15 protein-coding genes and 1 pseudogene are annotated in these 19907 nt (G+C 72.0%); 10 read left to right on the top strand and 6 right to left on the bottom strand.

Annotated elements, in window-relative coordinates:
• The first annotated feature begins 165 nt into the window (after positions 1 to 165).
• Together ACWCQS_RS05170 and ACWCQS_RS05165 are read left to right on the top strand one after the other, a co-directional pair.
• Complete coding sequence (locus tag ACWCQS_RS05170; protein ID WP_451003183.1) at positions 166 to 3078, top strand: lectin; 2913 nt, start codon at positions 166 to 168, stop codon at positions 3076 to 3078.
• Between the two features lie 68 nt (positions 3079 to 3146).
• Positions 3147 to 4322, top strand: coding sequence for a PP2C family protein-serine/threonine phosphatase (locus ACWCQS_RS05165; RefSeq protein WP_451003182.1), 1176 nt, complete (start codon positions 3147 to 3149; stop codon positions 4320 to 4322).
• Between the two features lie 12 nt (positions 4323 to 4334).
• Here ACWCQS_RS05165 and ACWCQS_RS05160 read toward each other — a convergent pair whose 3' ends face one another.
• Positions 4335 to 5141 (bottom strand): maleylpyruvate isomerase family mycothiol-dependent enzyme, encoded by an 807-nt coding sequence (locus ACWCQS_RS05160; protein ID WP_451003181.1) that lies wholly within the window; start codon positions 5139 to 5141, stop codon positions 4335 to 4337.
• Positions 5142 to 5228: 87 nt separating this feature from the next.
• Positions 5229 to 7685 (bottom strand): SpoIIE family protein phosphatase, encoded by a 2457-nt coding sequence (locus ACWCQS_RS05155; protein ID WP_451003180.1) that lies wholly within the window; start codon positions 7683 to 7685, stop codon positions 5229 to 5231.
• A 182-nt stretch (positions 7686 to 7867) separates the two neighbouring features.
• Between ACWCQS_RS05155 and ACWCQS_RS05150 the strand changes: the two genes are divergently transcribed.
• On the top strand, positions 7868 to 9934 hold the full coding sequence (locus ACWCQS_RS05150; protein WP_451003179.1) for a SpoIIE family protein phosphatase: 2067 nt from the start codon (positions 7868 to 7870) through the stop codon (positions 9932 to 9934).
• Between the two features lie 68 nt (positions 9935 to 10002).
• Here ACWCQS_RS05150 and ACWCQS_RS05145 read toward each other — a convergent pair whose 3' ends face one another.
• Entirely contained in the window at positions 10003 to 10614 is a 612-nt protein-coding gene (locus ACWCQS_RS05145) for a TetR/AcrR family transcriptional regulator (protein WP_451003178.1), read from the bottom strand.
• 99 nt (positions 10615 to 10713) lie between these two features.
• Between ACWCQS_RS05145 and ACWCQS_RS05140 the strand changes: the two genes are divergently transcribed.
• The 3 genes and pseudogenes from ACWCQS_RS05140 to ACWCQS_RS05130 all read left to right on the top strand — a co-directional run bounded on the left by ACWCQS_RS05140 (position 10714) and on the right by ACWCQS_RS05130 (position 12760).
• Complete coding sequence (locus tag ACWCQS_RS05140) at positions 10714 to 11505, top strand: SDR family NAD(P)-dependent oxidoreductase (protein ID WP_451003177.1); 792 nt, start codon at positions 10714 to 10716, stop codon at positions 11503 to 11505.
• 106 nt (positions 11506 to 11611) lie between these two features.
• A pseudogene (locus tag ACWCQS_RS05135) lies at positions 11612 to 11708 on the top strand.
• Between the two features lie 284 nt (positions 11709 to 11992).
• Positions 11993 to 12760, top strand: a complete 768-nt coding sequence (locus tag ACWCQS_RS05130; RefSeq protein ID WP_451003176.1) for a GNAT family N-acetyltransferase — start codon at positions 11993 to 11995, stop codon at positions 12758 to 12760.
• A 42-nt stretch (positions 12761 to 12802) separates the two neighbouring features.
• Here the strand turns inward: ACWCQS_RS05130 and ACWCQS_RS05125 are convergent, their stop codons facing one another.
• Positions 12803 to 13651, bottom strand: coding sequence for an alpha/beta fold hydrolase (locus ACWCQS_RS05125; RefSeq protein WP_451003175.1), 849 nt, complete (start codon positions 13649 to 13651; stop codon positions 12803 to 12805).
• A 115-nt stretch (positions 13652 to 13766) separates the two neighbouring features.
• On the opposite strand from ACWCQS_RS05125, the gene ACWCQS_RS05120 reads away from it, so the two are divergent.
• Entirely contained in the window at positions 13767 to 14366 is a 600-nt protein-coding gene (locus ACWCQS_RS05120) for a TetR/AcrR family transcriptional regulator (RefSeq protein WP_451003174.1), read from the top strand.
• A 13-nt stretch (positions 14367 to 14379) separates the two neighbouring features.
• Here the strand turns inward: ACWCQS_RS05120 and ACWCQS_RS05115 are convergent, their stop codons facing one another.
• Positions 14380 to 15006 carry a DinB family protein gene (locus ACWCQS_RS05115; protein WP_451003173.1) on the bottom strand — a complete coding sequence of 209 codons (627 nt, stop codon included), beginning with the start codon at positions 15004 to 15006 and terminating at the stop codon, positions 14380 to 14382.
• A 116-nt stretch (positions 15007 to 15122) separates the two neighbouring features.
• Positions 15123 to 16088 (bottom strand): prolyl aminopeptidase, encoded by a 966-nt coding sequence (gene pip / locus ACWCQS_RS05110; protein ID WP_451003172.1) that lies wholly within the window; start codon positions 16086 to 16088, stop codon positions 15123 to 15125.
• Between the two features lie 293 nt (positions 16089 to 16381).
• Here pip and ACWCQS_RS05105 point away from each other — a divergent pair, with 293 nt between their 5' ends.
• From ACWCQS_RS05105 to efeB, 3 genes are all read left to right on the top strand, one after another.
• Positions 16382 to 17155, top strand: a complete 774-nt coding sequence (locus tag ACWCQS_RS05105) for a polysaccharide deacetylase family protein (RefSeq protein ID WP_451003171.1) — start codon at positions 16382 to 16384, stop codon at positions 17153 to 17155.
• A gap of 227 nt (positions 17156 to 17382) precedes the next feature.
• Positions 17383 to 18591 (top strand): EfeM/EfeO family lipoprotein, encoded by a 1209-nt coding sequence (locus ACWCQS_RS05100; RefSeq protein ID WP_451003170.1) that lies wholly within the window; start codon positions 17383 to 17385, stop codon positions 18589 to 18591.
• Positions 18588 to 19826 (top strand): iron uptake transporter deferrochelatase/peroxidase subunit, encoded by a 1239-nt coding sequence (efeB, locus tag ACWCQS_RS05095; RefSeq protein WP_451003169.1) that lies wholly within the window; start codon positions 18588 to 18590, stop codon positions 19824 to 19826. Before ACWCQS_RS05100 ends, efeB begins: the two co-directional genes overlap by 4 nt.
• The last annotated feature ends 81 nt before the right edge of the window (positions 19827 to 19907 follow it).

The following is a 19907-nucleotide window of genomic DNA, read 5'->3' as shown; positions in this document are numbered from 1 at the left end:
TCAAGATTTGTTGCTTTGGCCTTATGAAAAGTTTTGGACTTGGGCCAAGTCATCGGCTGCTCTTCTGATGTGACGTCATGTCAGGCGAGCGGCTGGTTCTGCACCGCGCGTCCTTGACAGCTGGGGCTGATGGGGCAACCTTCGGGACAACGTTGTCGAAGGGACATGGTCACGATGGTGCCGTTCCGCCTTCTGTCCGTGCTGGCCACTGGCGCCCTGGTCCTGGGTGCCGCTTCAGCCCCCGCCCATGCCGATCCCGTCTCGCAAGCGCCGGTCGCCGATCCGGCCTCTCTCGTGAACCCGTTCATCGGCACCTCGCACGCCGCCGACGACTTCCCGGGGGCCGACACCCCGTTCGGGATGGTCCAGTGGAGCCCCGACACCAGCCCGCACCGGCCGGACGGCGGCGGCTACGAGTACGCCGATTCGGCCATCACCGGCTTCGGCCTCACCCACATCGCGGGGCCGGGCTGCCGGGCCGCCGGCGACATCCCCGTGCTGCCGACCGTCGGCGCGGTCGACACGGGCGCCACCGACAGCTTCTCGCACGCCAACGAGTCCGCGACCCCCGGCTCCTACACGGTGTCGCTGGACAACGGCGTCAAGACGGAACTGACCGCCACCACCCGCAGCGGCATGGCCCGTTTCACCTTCCCGTCCACCAGCCAGGCGAACCTCCTGTTCAAGCTGACGGGCAGCGAGAACGGGGACACCGCCGCCGAGTTCGACGTGGTGAACGACAGAGAAGTCAGAGGCAAGGTCACCAGCGGCAACTTCTGCGGCGAGGGCAATTCCTACACCCTCTACTACGACATGGTCTTCGACCAGCCGTTCCGCCGCGGCGGCACCGCCCTGGCCGCCGCCACGCCCACCACGCCGAGGAGCAACGCCTCCCCCAGTGCTCCCGAGGCGCCGAACAAGCCCACCCTGCACGGCGCCGGGCCCCGTACACCCCACACCTTCACTCCCCGGGCGAGCGGCTCCGACGGCTATGTCACGTTCGACACCACCACCGACCGGGCCGTTCAGGCCAAGGTCGGCATCTCCTATGTGTCGGCCGCCGACGCCGTGGGCAACCGTCAGGCGGAGAACAGCGGCTGGAACCTGGCCAAGGTGCGCGGCGCGGCGCACGACGCCTGGAACTCCCTGCTCGGCCGGGTGCGGATCGCCGGCGGGACGCCCTCCCAGCAGACCGTCTTCTACACCGCGCTCTATCACGCGCTGCTGCATCCGAACGTGATCAGTGACACCAACCGCCGCTATCCCGGCTTCGACGGCAGGATCCACACCGTCGACAAGGGCCACGGCGCCGCCTACGCCAACTACTCCGGCTGGGACGTCTACCGCTCGCAGGCCCAGCTCGAGGCCCTGGTCGCGCCGCAGACCGCCGCCGACACCGCCCAGTCGATGGTCGACGACTACCGCCAGACTGGCCTGTTCCCCAAATGGTCGGAGAACAACGGCGAGACCTATGTCATGGTCGGCGATCCGGCGGACGAGATCATCGCCGACTACTACGCCTTCGGGGCCAGGAAGTTCGACACCGCGACCGCACTGAAGGGCATGATCGCGGAGGCCACCGACCCCAACAACAATCGGCCCGGGCTCGCCTATCTGGAGCAGCTCGGCCGGCTGCCCAGCAACGGCAAGTACGGGTGCTGCAACTTCTACGGCCCGGCCTCCACCACGCTGGAGTACAACTCGGCCGACTTCGCCGTCTCGGCCTTCGCCGGTGCCCTCGGACACACCGCGGACCAGCACCGGTTCGCGGACCGGGCGCAGGACTGGCAGAACCTGTTCAATTTCGGCAGCGGTTTCATCCAGCCCCGCGACGCCTCGGGCACCTGGACGGCCGGCTTCTCGCCGACGTCGGGCAAGAACTTCGTCGAGGGCGACTCCTGGCAGTACACGCCGATGGTGCCGTTCAACGTGCACGGACTGGCGGCCGCCATGGGCGGTGACGCGGCCCTCGCCAAGTACCTGGACACGGACCTGTCCTCGCTGACCGGCTCCGGCGGCTACACCGACCTGGGCAACGAACCCAGCCTCAACATCCCCTGGGAGTACGACTACATCGGCCGCCCGTACCAGACGCAGAAGGTCGTCCGGCAGGTCCAGGACCAGATCTGGACCGACGGCCCGTCCGGACTCGCGGGCAACGACGACCTCGGTGAGATGAGCTCGTGGTACGTGTGGTCCGCCCTCGGCATGTACCCGGAGACCCCCGGCACCGCAGACCTGGCCCTGGGCAGCCCGCTCTTCAGCCAGGCCGTGATCACCCTGCCGTCCGGCCACACCCTCACCGTCAACGGCACGGGAGCCGCGGACGACGCGCCGTACGTCCAGTCCGCCACCTGGAACGGCACGGCATGGAACGCCGCCCACGCCCCCGACGGCGCCCTCACGGGCGGCGGCACCCTCACCTACGTCCTCGGCGCCTCGCCCAACACGTCCTGGGCGTCCGACGCCTCCGCCGCCCCCCGCTCCTACCCGGGCACGCCCGGCTACACCGACGTCGGGGCGTCCGGCGACACCGCCGCGGCCTCGGCCAACTTCGACGGCGCGGGCTACAGCTACTCCGCGCACGCCCTGGCCACCGCGGGAGTCACCCCCGGCTCGAAGGTCACCGCCAACGGGGTCGGCTTCACCTGGCCCGACGTGGCACCCGGCGCAGCGGACAACTACGTGGCGAACGGGCAGACGGTACGGACCTCCGGCTCCGGCAGCATCTCCTTCCTGGGCGCCGCCAACAACGGCCCGGTGTCCGGCACCGCGACCATCACCTACACGGACGGCACGACCCAGTCGGTCCCCGTCGGCCTGTCCGACTGGACGCTGAGCGCGGGCGCCGCCTCACCGCTCCCCGGCAACACCGTCGCGGCGACCATGCCCTACCGCAACCACGCGGGCACCGCTTCCGACAGCACGCGGACGTATGTGTTCGCCACGGCGCCGGTGGCCCTGAGTCCGGGCAAGACCGTCAGCAGCGTGCGTCTGCCGTCCGACGTCGCCGCCGGGGGCCTGCATGTCTTCGCGATCGGCTTCGGCGGCGCAGCGCAGGCACGGGGAGGGAACTGACCGCCGAAACATGCCGTTGAGTGGAGCAATCACCGGGGTACGGGGGCGCGGCACATCAGGCTGGACGGGTGAAGCACGGACGGACCGGCCGGGAGCCGGAGCAGGACGGCACACCCACACGGCCCCGGGTGCCGGCCCCTCCGGCGTGGCTGCGCTGGCTGCCGCTCCTGTACGTCGCGGCCGTGTTGCTGGTGGAGCCGGTCACGCCCCTCGACTGGCCGGTGAGCTTCGCCCTGATCGCCGTGCCCGTACTGGCCGCGTTCGGGCACGGCCCCGTGGCCGTCGGCGCCGCAACGGTGTCCGCCGTCGGCCTCGAGGCGGTGCTGGCCGGTACTCCCTGCTGCGCGGGCCGGTCCGCCGGCTATCTGCTGGACCGTCACTACATCGCCACCTACATCTGTACGGCCCTCGTGGGCGGCCTCGGCGCGATCCTGGCCGCCCACCGGATCCGGCGTGAACGCACGCTCGCCGACGTGCGGTTCGTGGCCGAGACCGCGCAGCGCGTCCTGCTCCGCCCCCTGTCGCACCGGATCGGCAACCTCCGCCTGCAGAGCCTCTACCTCTCCGCCGCCGCGGAGGCACGCATCGGCGGCGACCTCTACGAGGCGGTCCCGACCCGGTTCGGCGCCCGTCTGCTCATCGGTGACGTCCGCGGCAAGGGGCTGGTGGCGGTCGAGACCGCGGCCGCCATGCTCGGGGCGTTCCGCGAGGCGGCGTACGACGAACCCGATCTGCTCGCTCTGGCCGGCCGGGTGGACACGAGCATGAGCCGCAGGGCGACGCAGCTCGGCGGGACCGAGACGAGCGAACGGTTCGTCACCGCGGTGTTCGCCGAGATCCCCGCCGACGGCCACATCGTCCGCATCGTCAACTGCGGCCATCCGCCGCCCGTCCGGCTGCGGGCCGACGAGGTGGTCGAACTGGACAGCGGGCGGCCCGCGCCGCCCCTGAACCTCGGCATGCTGGTCGAGGACCCGTATCACCTCGACACCTACTCGTTCCGGCCCGGCGATCAGCTGCTGCTGTACACGGACGGCGTCACGGAGACGCGGGACGCGACGGGCGCCTTCTACCCGCTGCTCGACCGCCTCCGCGCCTGGGGTCCCCTCCCGCCGGCGGAGCTGCTCGCACGGCTCCACGACGACCTGCTGGCCTACAGCCACAACAGCCTTCAGGACGACACCGCGGCGCTCGCGGTCTGCCTGCTGCCTGTGGAACCGTCGGCCGGGCAGCAGGCCGAGTGAGCGAGGCCCGGGTCAGAAGGCGGTGTGGGCGAACCAGTTGTCGAGGACCGCGGCCGGTCCCGAGACCTCGAAGGCGGGTTCCTGGTACGACCGCCGCCCGTAGAGCAGGAGCAGCAGGTCCGCCGCCCGCCCGCGCACCGCCGCCGTGACCTGCTCCGGATCGCGGGCCTCGCGGCCCACCGGGCGGAAACCGTCCGGGTCCAGCCGCATCCGCCACTCCTCCCCGGGGCCGCCGTCGACGCCCGCGCTGCGGAACGCGAGGGTCTCGCCGTCACCGCGCAGCTTGGTCACACCGGGGGCGAAGAGGCCCGCGTACGGCAGGTTCACGAGGAACTCGTCCACGCCGTCCGCCGCGAGCACGGGGTCGATGTCCGGGGTCAGGCCGAGCGCACGTTCCGCGTCGACCCGGTGCACCAGCGTCTCGAACAGCATCCGGCGGGCCCAGAACCGCGCGTGCCGGTCCTCGCCCCACACCCACATCGGTGCCTCGGGATCCGTGTCCCGCAGTACGGCCGCCACGCCGGGCACCCCCGCCGCCACCCAGTCGGGATGGTCGCGCAGGTTTTCCGGCAGCCCCAGCTCGACGTCGCGGCTGCGGGGAGGCTCCTGCACCCGCTGGGTCAGCAGGGTGCAGAACCAGCGCTGCAGTGCTCCGACGTGCCGGGTCAGGTCGGCCAGGGTCCAGTCGGGGCAGGTGGGCACCGGGGTCGTCGGGTCAACGCCCTTGACCACCTCGCAGTAGCGCAGGGTCTCGCGGGCGACGGCCTCGCGGTAGATGTCGTACGGCAGTGGATGCCCCGCCGTGTGTGTCGCTGCCATCTGCTGCCGCCGTCCTGTTCTGCCCTGGGCACGGATTGTCGTCACGGTCAGTCTGGATGCTGGAGTCCACTCCAAGGCAAATCCGGGTCAGGGAATCTCCTGATCGGCCCAGATGATCTTCCCTTCGCCGGTGTACCGGGCGCCCCAGCGCTGGGCGAGCTGGGCCACGAGGAAGAGCCCACGGCCGCCTTCGTCCGTGCTCCTGGCGTGCCTGAGCCGGGGGGCCGTACTGCTGCCGTCGGAGACCTCGCAGGTGAGGCGGGCGTCACGGAGCAGGCGTAGCCGTATGGGCGTCGCGGCGTAGCGGATGGCGTTGGTGACGAGTTCGCTCACGACGAGTTCGGTCGTCATGGCCAGTTCGCCGAGGCCCCACTGCTCGACCTGGCGGGTGGCGAGGGCGCGGAGGGTGCCGACGGCTGCCGGGTCGGGGGGTACCTCCCACCGGGCGACGTGGTCGGATCCCAGGGTGTGGGTGCGGGTCAGGAGCAGGGCGATGTCGTCGGGCTGGGGCACGGGCACGAGCTGCCGTACGACGGACGCGCACAGCGTGTCCAGGTCGTCCCCGGTGTGGGCGAGGACCTCTCCGAGCCGGGACATACCCCGCTCCACGTCATGGTCGCCGCCCACGATGAGACCGTTGGTGTAGAGGCCGAAGAGGCTGTCCTCGGCCAGTTCGATCTCGGTGGCCTCGAAGGCCATGCCGCCCAGGCCGAGCGGGGGTCCGGCGGGGATCTCCGGGAAGTAGGCGTGCCCGTCCGGGGCCACGACGACGGGCGGCGGGTGACCGGCCCGGGCCATCGTGCACCGTCTGCTGACCGGGTCGTAGACGGCGTAGAGGCAGGTCGCGCCGATGAAGGTGCTGCGGGCGGAGGTGCCGGCGGCCGCTTCCTCGTCGCTCAGCCGGAGCACCAGGTCGTCGAGATGGGCGAGCAGGTCGTCGGGGGGCATCTCCATGGCGGCGAGGGTCTGCACCGCGGTGCGCAGCCGGCCCATGCTCGCCGCCGCGCCGATGCCGTGGCCCACCACATCGCCGATGACGAGGCCCACCCGTGCGCCGGACAGCGGGATCACGTCGAACCAGTCGCCGCCGACGCCACCCGAGGGGTCCGCCGGCAGATACGAGGAGGCCACCTCCAGCGCGGTGCCGCCGGTCAGGGCGGGCGGCAGCAGGCTGCGCTGCAGGGTGATCGCCGCCGCGTGCTCCCGGGTGTAGCGGCGGGCGTTGTCGACGCACACCGCCGCGCGTGCGACCAGTTCCCGGGCCAGCAGGACGTCGTCGGGCCCGAAGGAGACGGGGTTGAGCGACCGGACGAACGTGGCGAGGCCGAGGGCGGTGTTCCGGGCCCGCATCGGCACGGCGATGAGCGAGTGCATGCCGTACGCGCGCATGCGTTCGCTGCGCTCCGGGTCCCGTACGACCCACAGTTCGTCGGAGGGGTCGAGGACCGGGATGAGCAGGGGCTCGCCGTCGAGGAGCAGGTGACCGTGTTGGGGCGGCAGGATGAACTCGACGCGGTCGCCGATCCGGACGACGGCCTCGGGCGTGCCCTCGCGCACCGAGCGCTGCGCCGCCCGGCGCATCACGGCCTTGGCGGGCGCGGGTCCCGCGTCGGTCAGCCACGCGCCGTGGCCCTCGGTGCTGAGCACGGGTTCCAGCAGGTCGACGACGACGAAGTCCGCGAAGCGGGGGACGGCGAAGTCGGCGAGCTCCTGGGCGGTCCGCATCACGTCGAGTGTGGTGCCGATGCTGGTGCCGGCCTCGTTGACCATGGTCAGCAGCTGCCGGGCGGTCCACCGCTCGGTGACGTCCTGGACCATGTAGCAGACGCCGGTGATGGTGTCGTCGGCGTCGACCAGGGGGAAGAAGGAGGTCGAGTAGGCGTGCTGGCGGTGCGGGTCGGCCCAGCTCCAGCCCACGTACTCGTAGTCGGTCACCGGCATGCCCGTCGCGATCACCTTGCGCATCAGGCTCTCCAGGGCCTCCGCCTGCAGCCCGGGCAGCAGCTCGTTCAGCCGGCGTCCGAGCCGCACGTCCCGGGGGACCCCGCCGAGCCGTTCCAGGGTGTCGTTCAGCCAGACGTAGCGCAGGTCGGTGTCCATGACGGCCATGCCGACCGGTGAGCGGGTCAGGAACCCGTCCAGCACCGACTGGCCCATGGGCCACCGCTGCCGCTGTTCGCGGGCCGACAGCAGGAAGCACTCGGTGTCGCCGACACGGAACGAGGCCGACACCCGCAGCTGGATGTCGAGGCTGCGGCCGTCGCGGTGCCGTACGGTGATCTGCCCGCTCCAGCCGTTTCCGGCGCGGCACCGCTCGACGACACCGGCGAGCCGTACGGGATCCTCGGGCATGGCGAGCAGGCGCGCGGCGGAGGCGCCCACGACGTCCCGTGCCGCGTGGCCGAGGAACGTTTCGGCGCTGCGGGTCCAGCCGACCACGACGCCGTGTTCCGATATCACCGCGGCCGCGTCGGTGGACGCGTCGAAGAGATCACCCGGTCCCTGCGGCGTGGCTGCGTCAAAGCCCTCTGGCGCAGATTCCATCAGTTCCACCCTTACACCACTATGGGCCTGTTTGTCGGCCGGTGTGCAGGGATACAGCGGGAGATGCGGCGTCCACCCGGATGCGGCGCCGTACGGTTGGGGCGGGGCCGGGACCGGAGGGACCATGGAAGCACCGGCCGTCAGCATGCTCGCGCCTGCCCGGCCGGCGGAGGTGAACCGGCATGGCAGCGGACTCCTTGGAAGCCGGCCACGAGGGACACGGCGACGAGACGCCCCGGCCGACCGGACTGCTGGACGTGCTGAGCGTGGCCGCGGTGGCCCTGGACACCCGTGGCCGTATCGTCTTCTGGACCCCGCAGGCCGAGGATCTCTTCGGCTACTCCGCGCAGGAGGCACTCGGCAAGCCCGCGGGGCGCCTGCTGGTGCACCCGGAGCATCTGCAGGCCGTGGTGAGTCTGTTCGCCGAGGTGCTGGAGACCGGCCGGGGCTGGGCCGGCGCGTTCCCGGTCCGGCACAAGGACGGCAGCAGCCGGCTGACCGAGTTCCGGACCATGCGGCTGCTGGACGACCTTGGGGACGTCTACGCCCTGGGCATCGCGGCCGACCACACCCTGCTCCAGCGCGTCGAGACCGACCTGGCCCTGTGCGAGCGGCTGATCAACCAGTCCCCCATCGGTCTGGCCCTCCTGGACCCGGATCTGCGCTACCTCCTGGTCAACCCTGCGCTGGAGCGGATCGACGGCACTCCCGCCGAGGACCACATCGGGCGCCATCTGCGGGAGACCCTGCCTTTCCCGGACGTCGACACGGTCGAGTCCGCGCTGCGCCAAGTGCTCACCACCGGGACGTCCCTGCTGGACCAGTACCACGTCGGCCGTACACCGGCCGACACCGGCCAGGAGCACGCCTGGTCGCTGTCCTTCTACCGGCTGGAGGATCCGGGCGGGCGGGTGCTGGGCGCGGCCGTCTCGGTGGTGGACGTCACCGAGCGGCACCGCGCGGCCGCGGAGGCCGACCGGGCGCGGCGGCGCCTGGCGCTGATCGCGGAGGCCTCCGCGCGGGTCGGCACCACGCTGGACGTGGAGCAGACCGCCCATGAACTGGCGGAGATCGCGGCACCGGCGCTGGCCGACGTGGTCGCCGTGGACGTCCTCGACTCCGCCCTGTCCTGCCGTCGTATGCGCCGGCCGGACAACGGCCCGGAGCTGTTCCGTGCCCTCGCCCTGAAGGCGGCCCACCCCACGGTCGCGCTGCGCGCCGCCGACCCTCCCGGCGACGTCGCCCGTTACGAGGGGGACCGCCTGGTCACCCTGTGCGTCCACACGGGGCGGCCGGTTCTCGTACGTCATGTCGGGCCGCAGGATCTGCCGCGCATCGCCCGGGACGCCGAGGGTGGCACCCTGCTCGCCGAGGCCGGGGTCCACTCGTATCTGGCCGTGCCGCTGATCGCCCACGGCGAGGTGCTCGGTGCCCTCGACCTCAAGCGGACCGACAATCCGGCGCCGTTCGACGACGACGATGTCGTCCTGGCCGCCGAACTCGCCGGGCGGGCCGCCGTGGCCATCGACAATGCCCGCTGGTTCCAGAGCGTCCGCAACACCGCCCTCACCCTGCAGCGCAGTCTGCTGCCCGAGCACGCGGCGCACCACACGGGCCTGGAGCTCGCCTCCCGCTACCAGCCCGCGCAGGCCACCAGCGAGGTCGGCGGCGACTGGTACGACGTCATCCCGCTGACCGACGAGAAGACGGCGCTGGTGGTGGGCGATGTCATGGGCAACGGCATCGACGCGGCCGCCACCATGGGCCGGCTGCGGACCGCCACCTGCGCCTATGCCGATCTCGACCTCGATCCCGGCGCGGTGCTCCAGCACCTGGACAAGATCACCTGCGATCTGGAGCACTACATCGTGACCTGCCTGTACGCGGTGTACGACCCCGGCACCGGGCAGTGCTGCGTCGCCAACGCCGGGCACATGCCGCCCGCGCTCTCGCGGCCCGGCGACGGGCCGAGGCTCCTGGAGCTGCCACCCGCGGCACCGCTCGGCGTCGGCGGTGTCCGGTTCGAGACCACGACGGTCGCCCTGCGCCCCGGTGATGTGCTGGTCCTCTACACCGACGGTCTCGTGGAGACCCGTCAGCACGCCATCGACGACCGGCTGAACGCCCTGCTGGACCTCCTCGACGAGCCGCGCCGGCCGCTGGAGGAGACCTGCGACGTCCTGCTGCACGGCCTGCGGCACCCCGACGACCACGACGACGTGGCCCTGCTCATCGCCCGGGCGCTGTAGGCAGCGCCACGCCCTTCCAAGGGTGTTGGAGCAAGCGGGCCGGTGCCGGCCGGGGTTCGACCGGCACCCTATTGTGCCGTCGGCTCTCCCGAAGTGGGCGTGGCCGACCGGTCGGCGGACCCGCGCACGAGCAGCAGGAGGGCGTCGACCAGGTCGTCCTCGGGGCCGCCCGTGGCCAGACGCCGCAGTTGCAGGCCCATCACCAGGGCGACCGTCGTGGCGGCCAGGCGGTCCGCGTCGGGGACGCCCAGTGCGGTGAGGATCCGGGCGGCGAGCAGGTCGTAGGCCCGGAAGGCCTCGGCCGCCGCCGTGCGCAGGCGCTCGTCACGACCGGCCTGGAGGTACAGCTCGAACGGCGCCGGATGGGCGCTGTCCAGCGCCGAGCCGCAGGCCACCTGGCCCGCCAGCGACGCCGCGTCCTCGACGTCCAGGCCCTCCGTCTGGCACTGGTCGGCCAGTTCGGTGAAGTGCCGTGTCTCCTCCCGCACGAAGTACAGCAGGCTTTCCCGCAGCAGCTCGTGCTGGGTCTCGAAGTGGTAGGTGACCGAACCGAGGGACACACCCGCTTCCTTGGCGATCCGCCGGTTCGTGACGGCCGCGACTCCGTCCTCGCCGATGATCTGCAGGACGGCGGTGATGATGCGCTGGCGCATCGGGGCGGAGGGGGCGGCGTGCGGCATGGCCTGCATTCTTCCATCACCGGGTTGCCCCGCCGGTGGACAGGGCTGCTCGATCTCCCTATCGTTCGTTCGAACGAACAGGACTGAGGGGTGGTAGTCGTGCACATTGCCGGGTCAACCGTTCTGCTCACCGGTGTCACCGGCGGCATCGGCGGCGCCCTCGCCGCCGATCTGTCCGCCCGCGGCGCCCGTCTCGTGCTCACCGGTCGCCGGCTGGAAGCGCTCGAACCCCTCGCCGCTCGTTACGGCGCCCGCACGATCGCGGCCGATCTGGCCGAGCCCGACGATGTGCGGCGGCTGGCCGAGGAGGCCGCCGGCACGGACATCCTGATCGCCAACGCGGCCCTGCCGTCCAGCGGCGACGTCCTCGACTACACGCCGGAGCAGATCGACCGGGCCCTGGCCGTGAACCTGCGGGCCCCGGCGATCCTCGCCCGGCTGCTCGCCCCCGGCATGGTGGCCGCCGGGCGTGGCCACATCTGCTTCGTCGGGTCGCTGTCCGGCATGGCCGCCACCAGGTCCTCGTCCCTGTACACCGCGACGAAGTTCGGGCTGCGCGGCTTCTCGCTGGCCTTCCGCCAGGATCTGCACGGCACGGGCGTCGGCGTCTCGATCGTCCAGCCGGGTTTCGTACGCGACCTGGGCATGTTCGCCAAGACCGGCTCGGCGACACCCGGCGGTGTGCGTACCGTCTCGCCCGCGCAGGTCTGCAAGGGCGTGACGCGGGCAATCGAACGCGATCTCGCCGAGGTCAACGTGGCGCCGCCGGAGCTGCGGTTCCTGACCAAGGTCGCGTCGCAGTTCCCGGGGTTCGCGGAGCGGGTGCAGCGGCTGGCCGGGGCCGAGCCGACGGTCAACGCGATCGTGGCCGCCCAGCGTTCGAGCCGCTGAGGCGCCGCGGCGGGGCCACGCGCCGGGGCGTGTCAGGGCCGTGTCAGCGGGATCCGGCACCGTATTCCTTGTGAACGGCGGCGCGGGAACGCGAAGCCGGGAACGAGGAGAGGTGCCCGGAGTGGTTGATCGGGGACCGGCGAGCTCGACTCGAGGTCGGGCCCCTCAGGGGGCCCACGCAGGTTCGAATCCTGCCCTCTCCGCCCTTCGTTCCGTGGAAGAGCCTCACTTGTCATGCACTCGTAGGCCGTGGCAAGATCCAACGACTTCCAAAGCGCATCCGACCACTCGTCATGAAGGACTGAGGTCCATGGTTCCGGCGTCCCCCAGCGGCCGCCGCCGGCACTGAGCCGCCTGCCCGACGGCAGCCCCGCCCAGTGCCTTTCGCGTCTCCTCACGGCGGCCCGACGACGCGGTGTCCAGCACACCGCCCGCCTCCTCGCAGAGGTCATGTCCTTGTGCCGACCCACACCATGAGGTCTTCATCGTGCGCACCCATGTCCAGAGTTTTACCGTCGCCCACCTCCTGCGCCGCCCTGCGGCGCGTGAAGTCGGCGGATTCGTCGTGGGGTTCGATCCCTCGACGACCAGCCCGTACGTCAACTACGCCACCCCGTTCCCCGGCGCCGCGCCCACCGACCGCGACGTCGCCGACCTGATCGCCGCGTTCCGTGAGCGCGGGCTCAAGCCCCGGCTGGAGTTCGCCCCGGACTCCGCCCCCGCCGTGGAACCCGCGCTGCGCCGGGCCGGTTTCGGCACGGAGGCGGTCCACGAATACCTGGTCTGCACCCCCGCCACGCTGACTGTGCCCCGCTCCGGCCCTGGCTCGGCGGGCCCGGTCGAGGTGGCGGCACCGGTCACGGAAGCGGACTACACCGCGATCGACGTCGCACTGTCCGAAGCCTTCGGCGGCGAGTGGGCCCCATCCCCGGAGGGCGCGGCACGGTTGCGACGCACCGCGGAGGGCGGCGGAGCCGTCCGGTTCGTGCGCACTCCCGGCGGAGGCTGCGCCGGCGGCGCGCTCTGCTCGGCGCCCGCCGAGGGCACAGCGGAGCTGGCGGGCGTGGGCACGCTTCCCGCGTACCGGCGGCGGGGCATCGCCGCCGCGGTCACCGCGACCCTGGCCGGGACCATGTTCGGGCGGGACGCGCGGTCCGTGTGGCTGGAGTACTCGGGCGAGGGCTCCCGACGTGTGTACGAGAGGGTCGGCTTCCGGCCCGGCGGCACACGGCTGTACGTCTCACTGGACGCGTGACCTCCTGGGCCGGCGACCCCGCGTCCTGGCCGGCCCGCGGAATCAGCCTTCTTTGGGCAGGGGGTTGTCCTTGACGAAACGGCGGATCTCCTCCGTGAGCGCCGCCGGATTGTCCAGCTGGACCAGGGTGCGTGCGTCGGGGATCTCGACATAGCGGGCGTCCGGCAGCAGTTCGGCCAGGCGGCGGCCCGTCGCGGGCGGCATCATGCGGTCCTCGGCGCCCCAGGCGACCAGTGCCGGGCGGGTGAACTTCGGGAGGTTACGGGCCGCTTCCAGGTAGCAGTCCTTCCGGGTCGTACGAAGGAACTTGGCGAAGTCACGGCGGATATGACGATCTGTCAGCAGGGGGCCGTACCAGCGGGCGATGAGTTCCTTCGGGAGCCGCTTCCTGGCCATGCCGCCGAGCGAGGTCTGCATGCGGGCGAGGAAGGGGAAGCGGAAGGACTGCAGGAGGAGGAAGATTCCACCGGGGATCCTGCAGGCCGCGTTCAGGATGCGGCCCTGGATGCCCGGCGGGTAGTTGTCCAGCGCCTCGCAGGAGGTCAGGACGAGCCGGGCGAGCCGTTCGTCCCGTACGCCGACGAGGAGTTGGGCCGTGCCGGTGTCGTTCTGGACGAGGGTGACGTCCGGCAGGTCCAGGCGGTCCATGAACTCCGCCAGCAGACGGGCGATGCCGTGCGCGGAGAGATCCGCGTCCGGCCGCATGGGGCGCCGGTGGCTGCCCAGGGGCAGCACGGGGACGACGACACGGAAGTCGGGGCGCAGGGCTGAGACGACGTCGGCCCAGACCGAGTCGTCGAAGCCGAGGCCGTGGGCGAGGACCACGACGGGCCCGTCACCTCCGGTGTCCTGGTAGTCGATGGTTCCCGCGCTCAGCTCGATCTCCGGCATGCCCGTGCCTCCGCTTTCGGTCGGCCGCCCCGACAGTGGCTCTAGATAGATCGTTCTAGTGACAGAATAGGCGCCGACCGCCCTTTGGCAACAGCGGCTCCCCGGAGGTGCCACCGTGAGCGACGGCAAGGCCATCAGCACGCATGAGACCCGGCAGCGCATCGTGCACGCGGGCACCGAGCTGTTCCGGCGTTCGGGCTACACCGGCACCGGGATGAAGCAGATCGCCGAGGCCGCCGAGGCGCCCTTCGGCTCGATCTACCACTTCTTCCCCGGCGGGAAGGCCCAGTTGGGCGAGGAGGTGATCCGTACCTCGGGGGCCGTGTATCTGAGCCTGATCACCACCCTCATGGAGCCGTACGAGGACCGGGTGGCGGCCACCGCCGAGGCCTTCGCCGCCGCGGCCGGCACCCTCGCCGAACTCGACTTCGCCGACCCGTGTCCCATCGCGACGGTCGCCATGGAGGTCGCCGGCACCAACGACACGCTGCGGCGGGCCACTTCGGAGGTCTTCGACTGCTGGATCGACCACCTCGCCGCCTACTACGCCCAAGGCGGCATGCGCGAGCCCGCCGCCCGGGAGACGGCGAGCTCGGTCATCGCCCTGCTGGAGGGCGCCTTCATGCTGGGGCGGGCCGCGCGCAGCACCGAACCGGTGCGGACCGCGGGCACGGCGGCCGCGGCGATCGTACGAGCGGCACTGGCCGCGGAGTGAGCCGGCGCGGTCGTCAGGTGCGCCGGTGCGCCCGGTAGAGGTCGCGGAGCAGGGCGATCTCGGCTCCGTGGTGCAGCACTTCCTGGTTGACCCACCACACGATGTCGAGGAAGGGCTCCTCCGCGTCGCTGCCGTACGGATAGGTGCAGTATCCGACCGTGTCCAGCGCCGCGTCGTCGACGCTCAGCAGTGCCTGGCGCCAGGCGGCGGCGCCGGTCTCGAAGGCCGCGACCGCGCCGGCGGCGTCCCCGCTGACCGGGTGGTTCTCCCGGGTCGCCGAGCGGCTGCCGACGGTGTGGTCGGCGCGCAGGGACAGCATCTCGGTGAGGTGGCTCAGCCGCCAGGCCAGGGTCGTGACGGGCGGTGGCCAGGGGTGCGGGTACGGCGCGGCGTCCCGCCCCCACGGGCCGCCGCCGGCCAGGAAGGCCGCCCGTGGTCCCGGCCCGTCGGCGCGTCGTCTGACCGACCAGCAGCCCGGCACCGGTTCCCAGAAGTACTCGTCGTCGGTCATGGGCTCGACCCTGGTCTTGCCGCCGTCGCCGCTGTCCATGACCGGCCCCGCCAGTCGGCGCAGCAGCCGCTCCCCCGCGAAGTCCAACTGGTCCAGCAGCGGAACCAGTCGGGGCGGTGTGGTCGTCATCGGACACTCCTCTCCGGACGGGCCGACCCCTGTTCGAACCGGTACGGCGCCCCGTGCGGGGCGGGCCTCTGCCGACCGGCCGGCCTGACACGGCCGCCCCGCGGCCCCTTCGGCGGCTAGCCGCGGGCCGCGTACCGGTCGGTTGCCGCGACCAGCGCCTCCGCCACGCCGGGCGCACCGGCGTTGTGGCCGGTGTCGTCCACGATCACCAACTCGCTGTCGGGCCAGGCCTGTTGGAGTCGCCACACGATGCCGAGGAGGTTGCCGAAGTCGAGGCTTCCCTGGACGAGGGTCCCGGGGATGCCCTTGAGCAGGTGGGCGTCGCGCAGCACCACTCCTTCCTCGTTGCCCTCGCCGAGGAAGTGGTCGTTGCCCCAGTAGTGCGTGACGGTGCGGGCGAAGCCCATGCGGAAGACGGGGTCCTCGTAACGGGCGACGGAGCGCGGCGGCGCCGGGATCGTGGCGGTCTCCCAGTCGGTCCAGGCCCGCGCGGCCCGTTCCCGCACCTCGGGGTCGGGTGATTCGAGCAGCCGGCTGTAGGCGGCGGCGAGGTTGCCGTCGCGCTCACCGGCGGGCACGTGGGAGCGGAACGCGGCGAAGGCGTCCGGGAAGATCCGGCCGAGTCCGTGGGTCAGCAACTCGACCTCGGCGTTCGACCCGGTGGCGACGCCGGTGAGCACCAGCTCGGAGACGACGCCCGGATGGGTCTGCGCGTAACGCAGCGCGAGCACCGACCCCCAGGACACCCCCCACACCAGCCACCGCTCGATGCCCAGGTGCCGGCGCAGCAGTTCCAGGTCGGCCATGACATGGGCCGTGGTGTTGACGCTCATGTCGGTGTCATGGCGGCTCGCGTGCGGTGTGGACCGGCCACAACCGCGCTGGTCGAGCAGGACGATCCGGTAGGCGGCCGGGTCGAACAGCCGCCGGGGGTAGGGGGTGCACCCGGATCCCGGTCCGCCGTGCAGGACGAGGGCGGGCTTGCCGTCGAGGTTGCCGCAGGTCTCCCAGTAGACGTGGTTGCCGTCGCCCACATCGAGCATGCCGTGCGCGTACGGTTCCATCTCCGGATAGAGGGCCATCCGGGCACCCTAGCGCCCTCCCGGGTGCCTGCGACGGCTGATCCACGACATCCGCGCTCCGATCAGCTCGAGCCGTCGTACTGCGTCTGTCGTAGGACGAGGTACTCCCCTGTCCGCGGTGTCCTTCGCCGCTCCGCCGCCGTTGGTCATGGGTGGCATCTGTCGCGGAAGCGCCCCGGAATTGTCCGTGATCGGTAACAACCGGATCCCGCGATCAACCCCGGCCGTCCTGACAGATGCACGGAACACAGGTGCACAACAGCACAGGGACACGGCACGGAACGGGGCGGGGCATGGCGCGGCACAATGGGCGGGGTTGGTACGGCCGGATGCTTGCGGCGGCGGTCGGGGTCACCGCGGTGGCGGCCGCCACGTCGGTGTGGAGCGCGCAGGCGGGCCAGCCGGGCGGCGGTTCGGCCGGGGCGGCTGCCCCGGCCCGGCACGCCGCGCCGCGGACGGCGACCGTGTCCGCCGACATCGCCCATGCCTCGGAGGCGGGCGAGCACGCGGTCAACATCACCATCGACGACGGCCCGGACCCGGTCTGGACCCCGCAGGTGCTCCAAGTGCTGCGCGAGAACGGCGTGAAGGCGACGTTCTGCATGATCGGCCCGCAGGCCCAGGCGCACCCGGAGCTGGTCCGGCAGGTGGTGGCGGCCGGGCACCGGCTGTGCGACCACACGGTGTCGCACGACACGACGATGGACAAGAAGTCCGAGGCCTACCAGTCGCAGCAGATCCTGGAGGCCCAGCAGCAGATCACCCAGGCGTCCGGCGGGGTACGGCCGATGTACTACCGGGCTCCGGGCGGCGCCTTCACCCCGTACAGCCGGCATCTGGCGGCCTCGCACGGCATGCGTCCGCTCGGCTGGAACGTGGACTCCAAGGACTTCGAGCGGCCGGGCACGGGCACCATCGTCGCCACCGTCCAGCGGGAGTTGACGAACGGGCCGACGATCCTGTTCCACGACGCGGGCGGCGACCGCTCGCAGACCGTGGCCGCGCTGCGCACCCTGCTGCCGTGGCTCAAGCAGCAGGGCTACTCCTTCGGTTTCCCGGTGCGCTGAACGGACTCTCCGGGAAGGCGATCAGGCCGCGAGCGACATCGGAGTCGGTGAACGTGACCGGCCGGTGGTGACGTGCCCCCGGTCGTGGCCGTACGGCCGTGTCCGGCCAACCGCCGGTGAACCCCGGGGGAAATCTTGGTCATCGAAGTACTGGGACGACTGTTCGGATCCGGAGGGGTGCCTACCATGAGGCCGCTGCGTACTACGTCGTCCCGGAAAGGCTCGCCATGCCGTTGCCTCGCCTCGGCACGCGGTCCGCTCGTCTCCGGACGGCGCCCGCCGTGTTCGTCGCCCTCGCCGCGGTCCTCGCGGGCACGCTGGTGGCGTACTCGCTCGGCGGCCGGCCCCACGGCGGGACCACCGGCGCCCCGTCGGGACACGTCGTCATCGACGTGTCGGAGAGCCACTGCGGCCGCGGCTGGACCCGGCCCGAGGCCGGGGTGCGCACCTTCGACCTGCACAACTCCTCCGACGGCGCCACCGAGGTCTACCTGGAGGACCCGGCCAGCCGGCTGGTGTACGGCGAGGTGGAGGGCATCGGGCCCGGCACGACACGGCAGTTGACGGTCCGGCTGGGCCAGGGGACGTACGCCTTCAAGTGCGTGCCCGACGACGCCGACGCCGTCACTGGCCCCACCGTGCACATCACCGGCGGACAGCGCGGCCCGGGCGCCGCGCCGGTCTCGGAGCACGACTTGATCCCGCCCGCCCTCGCCTACCAGAAGTGGGTCGGCACCGGGCTGGGCGAGGTCGTCCGGCTGACGACGAAGCTCAAGGACGCGATCGACCGGGGCGACCTCGCCGCCGCCCGGTCGGCCTGGCTGCCGGCGCATCTGGAGTACGAGCGGCTGGGCGCTGCGTACGACGCCTTCGGGGACGCCGACGCGGCGGTCAACGGCACCGACGCCGGCCTGCCGGGCGGGGCGCACGACAAGGGCTTCGCCGGGTTCCACCGTGTCGAGTACGGGCTGTGGCACGGTGAGTCGGCCGACGGGCTGCGCGCCCCGGCGGCGGCGCTGGTGAAGGCGGTGACCGGGCTGCGGGACAACTGGGCGCAGACCCGTATGGAGCCCGCCCAGCTGGGGCTGCGCGCGCACGAGATCCTGGAGAACACCGTGCAGTTCGAGCTGACCGGCCGCACCGACTACGGCAGCGGCAGCAACCTCGCCACGGCCCGCGCCAACCTCGACGGCACCCGCGAGGTGCTGTCCCGGCTGAGGCCCCTGCTGACCACCCGGTACGCCGGACTTCCAGAACTCCAGGAGGAGTTGGGCCGCGCCCAGCACACCCTCGACGGGTTCCGTCACGGCGGATCCTGGACCCCGCTGGACCGTCTCACCCGCACCCAGCGCGAGGATGTGAACGCGGTGCTCGGCGACCTGGTCGAGCGCCTGGCGTCGGTGGCCACCCTGTGCGACCCGCGGAGGACCGTGTGAGCGACCCTGCAGTCACCGCCGAACGACCCGACGGCCTGGGCCGGCGCCGCTTCCTGCGCGGTGCCGCGCTGGCCGGTGCCGGGCTCGCCACCGGTGCCGCCGCCCCGGCGCAGGCACCGGCAGCCGCGACCGCGTCCGTCGCCCCCTTCCACGGCGTCCACCAGGCCTCGGCCATCGCGACGCCGCGCCGCTGTTGCGTGTTCGCCTCCCTCGACGTGACCGCCGAGAACCGGGCCCAACTCACCGACCTGCTGCGCACGCTCACCGAGCGGGCCCGCTTCCTCACCTCGGGCGGTACGCCGTCCCCGGTGGGCATCACCGCCCCGCCCGCCGACTCGGGCGTCCTCGGCGACCAACTGCCCTCCGGTCAACTGGCCGTCACCGTCGGCGTCGGCGCCTCGCTCTTCGACGACCGGTTCGGGCTGGCCGCGCTCCGGCCCCGGCACCTGACCGCCATGCCCGCCTTCCCCGACGACGACCTCCAGCCCGACTGGTGCCACGGCGACCTCAGCCTCCAACTGCACGCCGACGAACCGGACACCGCCCTGCACGCGCTGCGCGACATCGCCCGGCACACCCGGGGCGCCGCGCAGGTCCGCTGGCGCCTGGACGGCTTCTCCAGCCCGCCCCGGCCCTCCGGCACCCCGCGCAACCTGATGGGGTTCAGGGACGGCACCGCGAACCCGGACGCCACCAGTACCCGCGAGATGGACCGCCTGGTGTGGGTGGGCAAGGGCATGGGCGAGCCGGACTGGGCGGTCGGCGGCAGCTACCAGGTCGTACGGCTGATCCGGATGCTGGTGGAGTTCTGGGACCGGGTCTCGCTCAGCGAGCAGGAGCGGATGTTCGGCCGCGCACGCTCCTCCGGCGCGCCCCTGGACGGCGACGACGAGCACGACACGCCGAAGTACGCCGACGATCCGAAGGGTGACGTCATCCCGCTGGACGCACACATACGGCTCGCCAACCCGCGCACCCCGGCCACCGCCGACCAGCGTCTGCTGCGCCGCGCGTACAACTACGACCGGGGCATGGACGCCAACGGCAACCTAGACATGGGCCTGCTGTTCTCCTGCTACCAGCAGGACCTGAAGCGGCAGTTCGAGACGGTGCAGCACCGGCTGGCGGGCGAACCGCTCACCGACTACATCAGCCCGTTCGGCGGCGGCTACTTCTTCGCGCTGCCCGGCGTACGGGACGCCCAGGACTGGTACGGACGCGCCCTGTTCGGCTGAACCTGTCCGGACAACTCGGCCCGCCGGATGGGTCAATACACAGTCAAGTTTTGCCCTAGCATCCCTGACTCGGTGTTCACT

The sequence above is a fragment of the Streptomyces sp. NPDC002076 genome (assembly GCF_053593835.1).
Note: the sequence above shows the minus strand (reverse complement) of the source record. Positions and strands in the feature narration are given on the sequence as shown.

What these genes read in the sequence shown, in the direction of transcription:
- ACWCQS_RS05115 (WP_451003173.1), bottom strand. Translation starts at nt 15,006, where the DNA reads ATGACGACCACACCGCCCCGACTGGTTCCGCTGCTGGACCAGTTGGAC.
- ACWCQS_RS05125 (WP_451003175.1), bottom strand. Translation starts at nt 13,651, where the DNA reads ATGCCGGAGATCGAGCTGAGCGCGGGAACCATCGACTACCAGGACACC.
- pip (WP_451003172.1), bottom strand. Translation starts at nt 16,088, where the DNA reads ATGGCCCTCTATCCGGAGATGGAACCGTACGCGCACGGCATGCTCGAT.
- ACWCQS_RS05155 (WP_451003180.1), bottom strand. Translation starts at nt 7,685, where the DNA reads ATGGAATCTGCGCCAGAGGGCTTTGACGCAGCCACGCCGCAGGGACCG.
- ACWCQS_RS05160 (WP_451003181.1), bottom strand. Translation starts at nt 5,141, where the DNA reads ATGGCAGCGACACACACGGCGGGGCATCCACTGCCGTACGACATCTAC.
- ACWCQS_RS05145 (WP_451003178.1), bottom strand. Translation starts at nt 10,614, where the DNA reads ATGCCGCACGCCGCCCCCTCCGCCCCGATGCGCCAGCGCATCATCACC.
- ACWCQS_RS05100 (WP_451003170.1), top strand. Translation starts at nt 17,383, where the DNA reads ATGCCGTTGCCTCGCCTCGGCACGCGGTCCGCTCGTCTCCGGACGGCG.
- ACWCQS_RS05170 (WP_451003183.1), top strand. Translation starts at nt 166, where the DNA reads ATGGTCACGATGGTGCCGTTCCGCCTTCTGTCCGTGCTGGCCACTGGC.
- ACWCQS_RS05150 (WP_451003179.1), top strand. Translation starts at nt 7,868, where the DNA reads ATGGCAGCGGACTCCTTGGAAGCCGGCCACGAGGGACACGGCGACGAG.
- ACWCQS_RS05105 (WP_451003171.1), top strand. Translation starts at nt 16,382, where the DNA reads ATGGCGCGGCACAATGGGCGGGGTTGGTACGGCCGGATGCTTGCGGCG.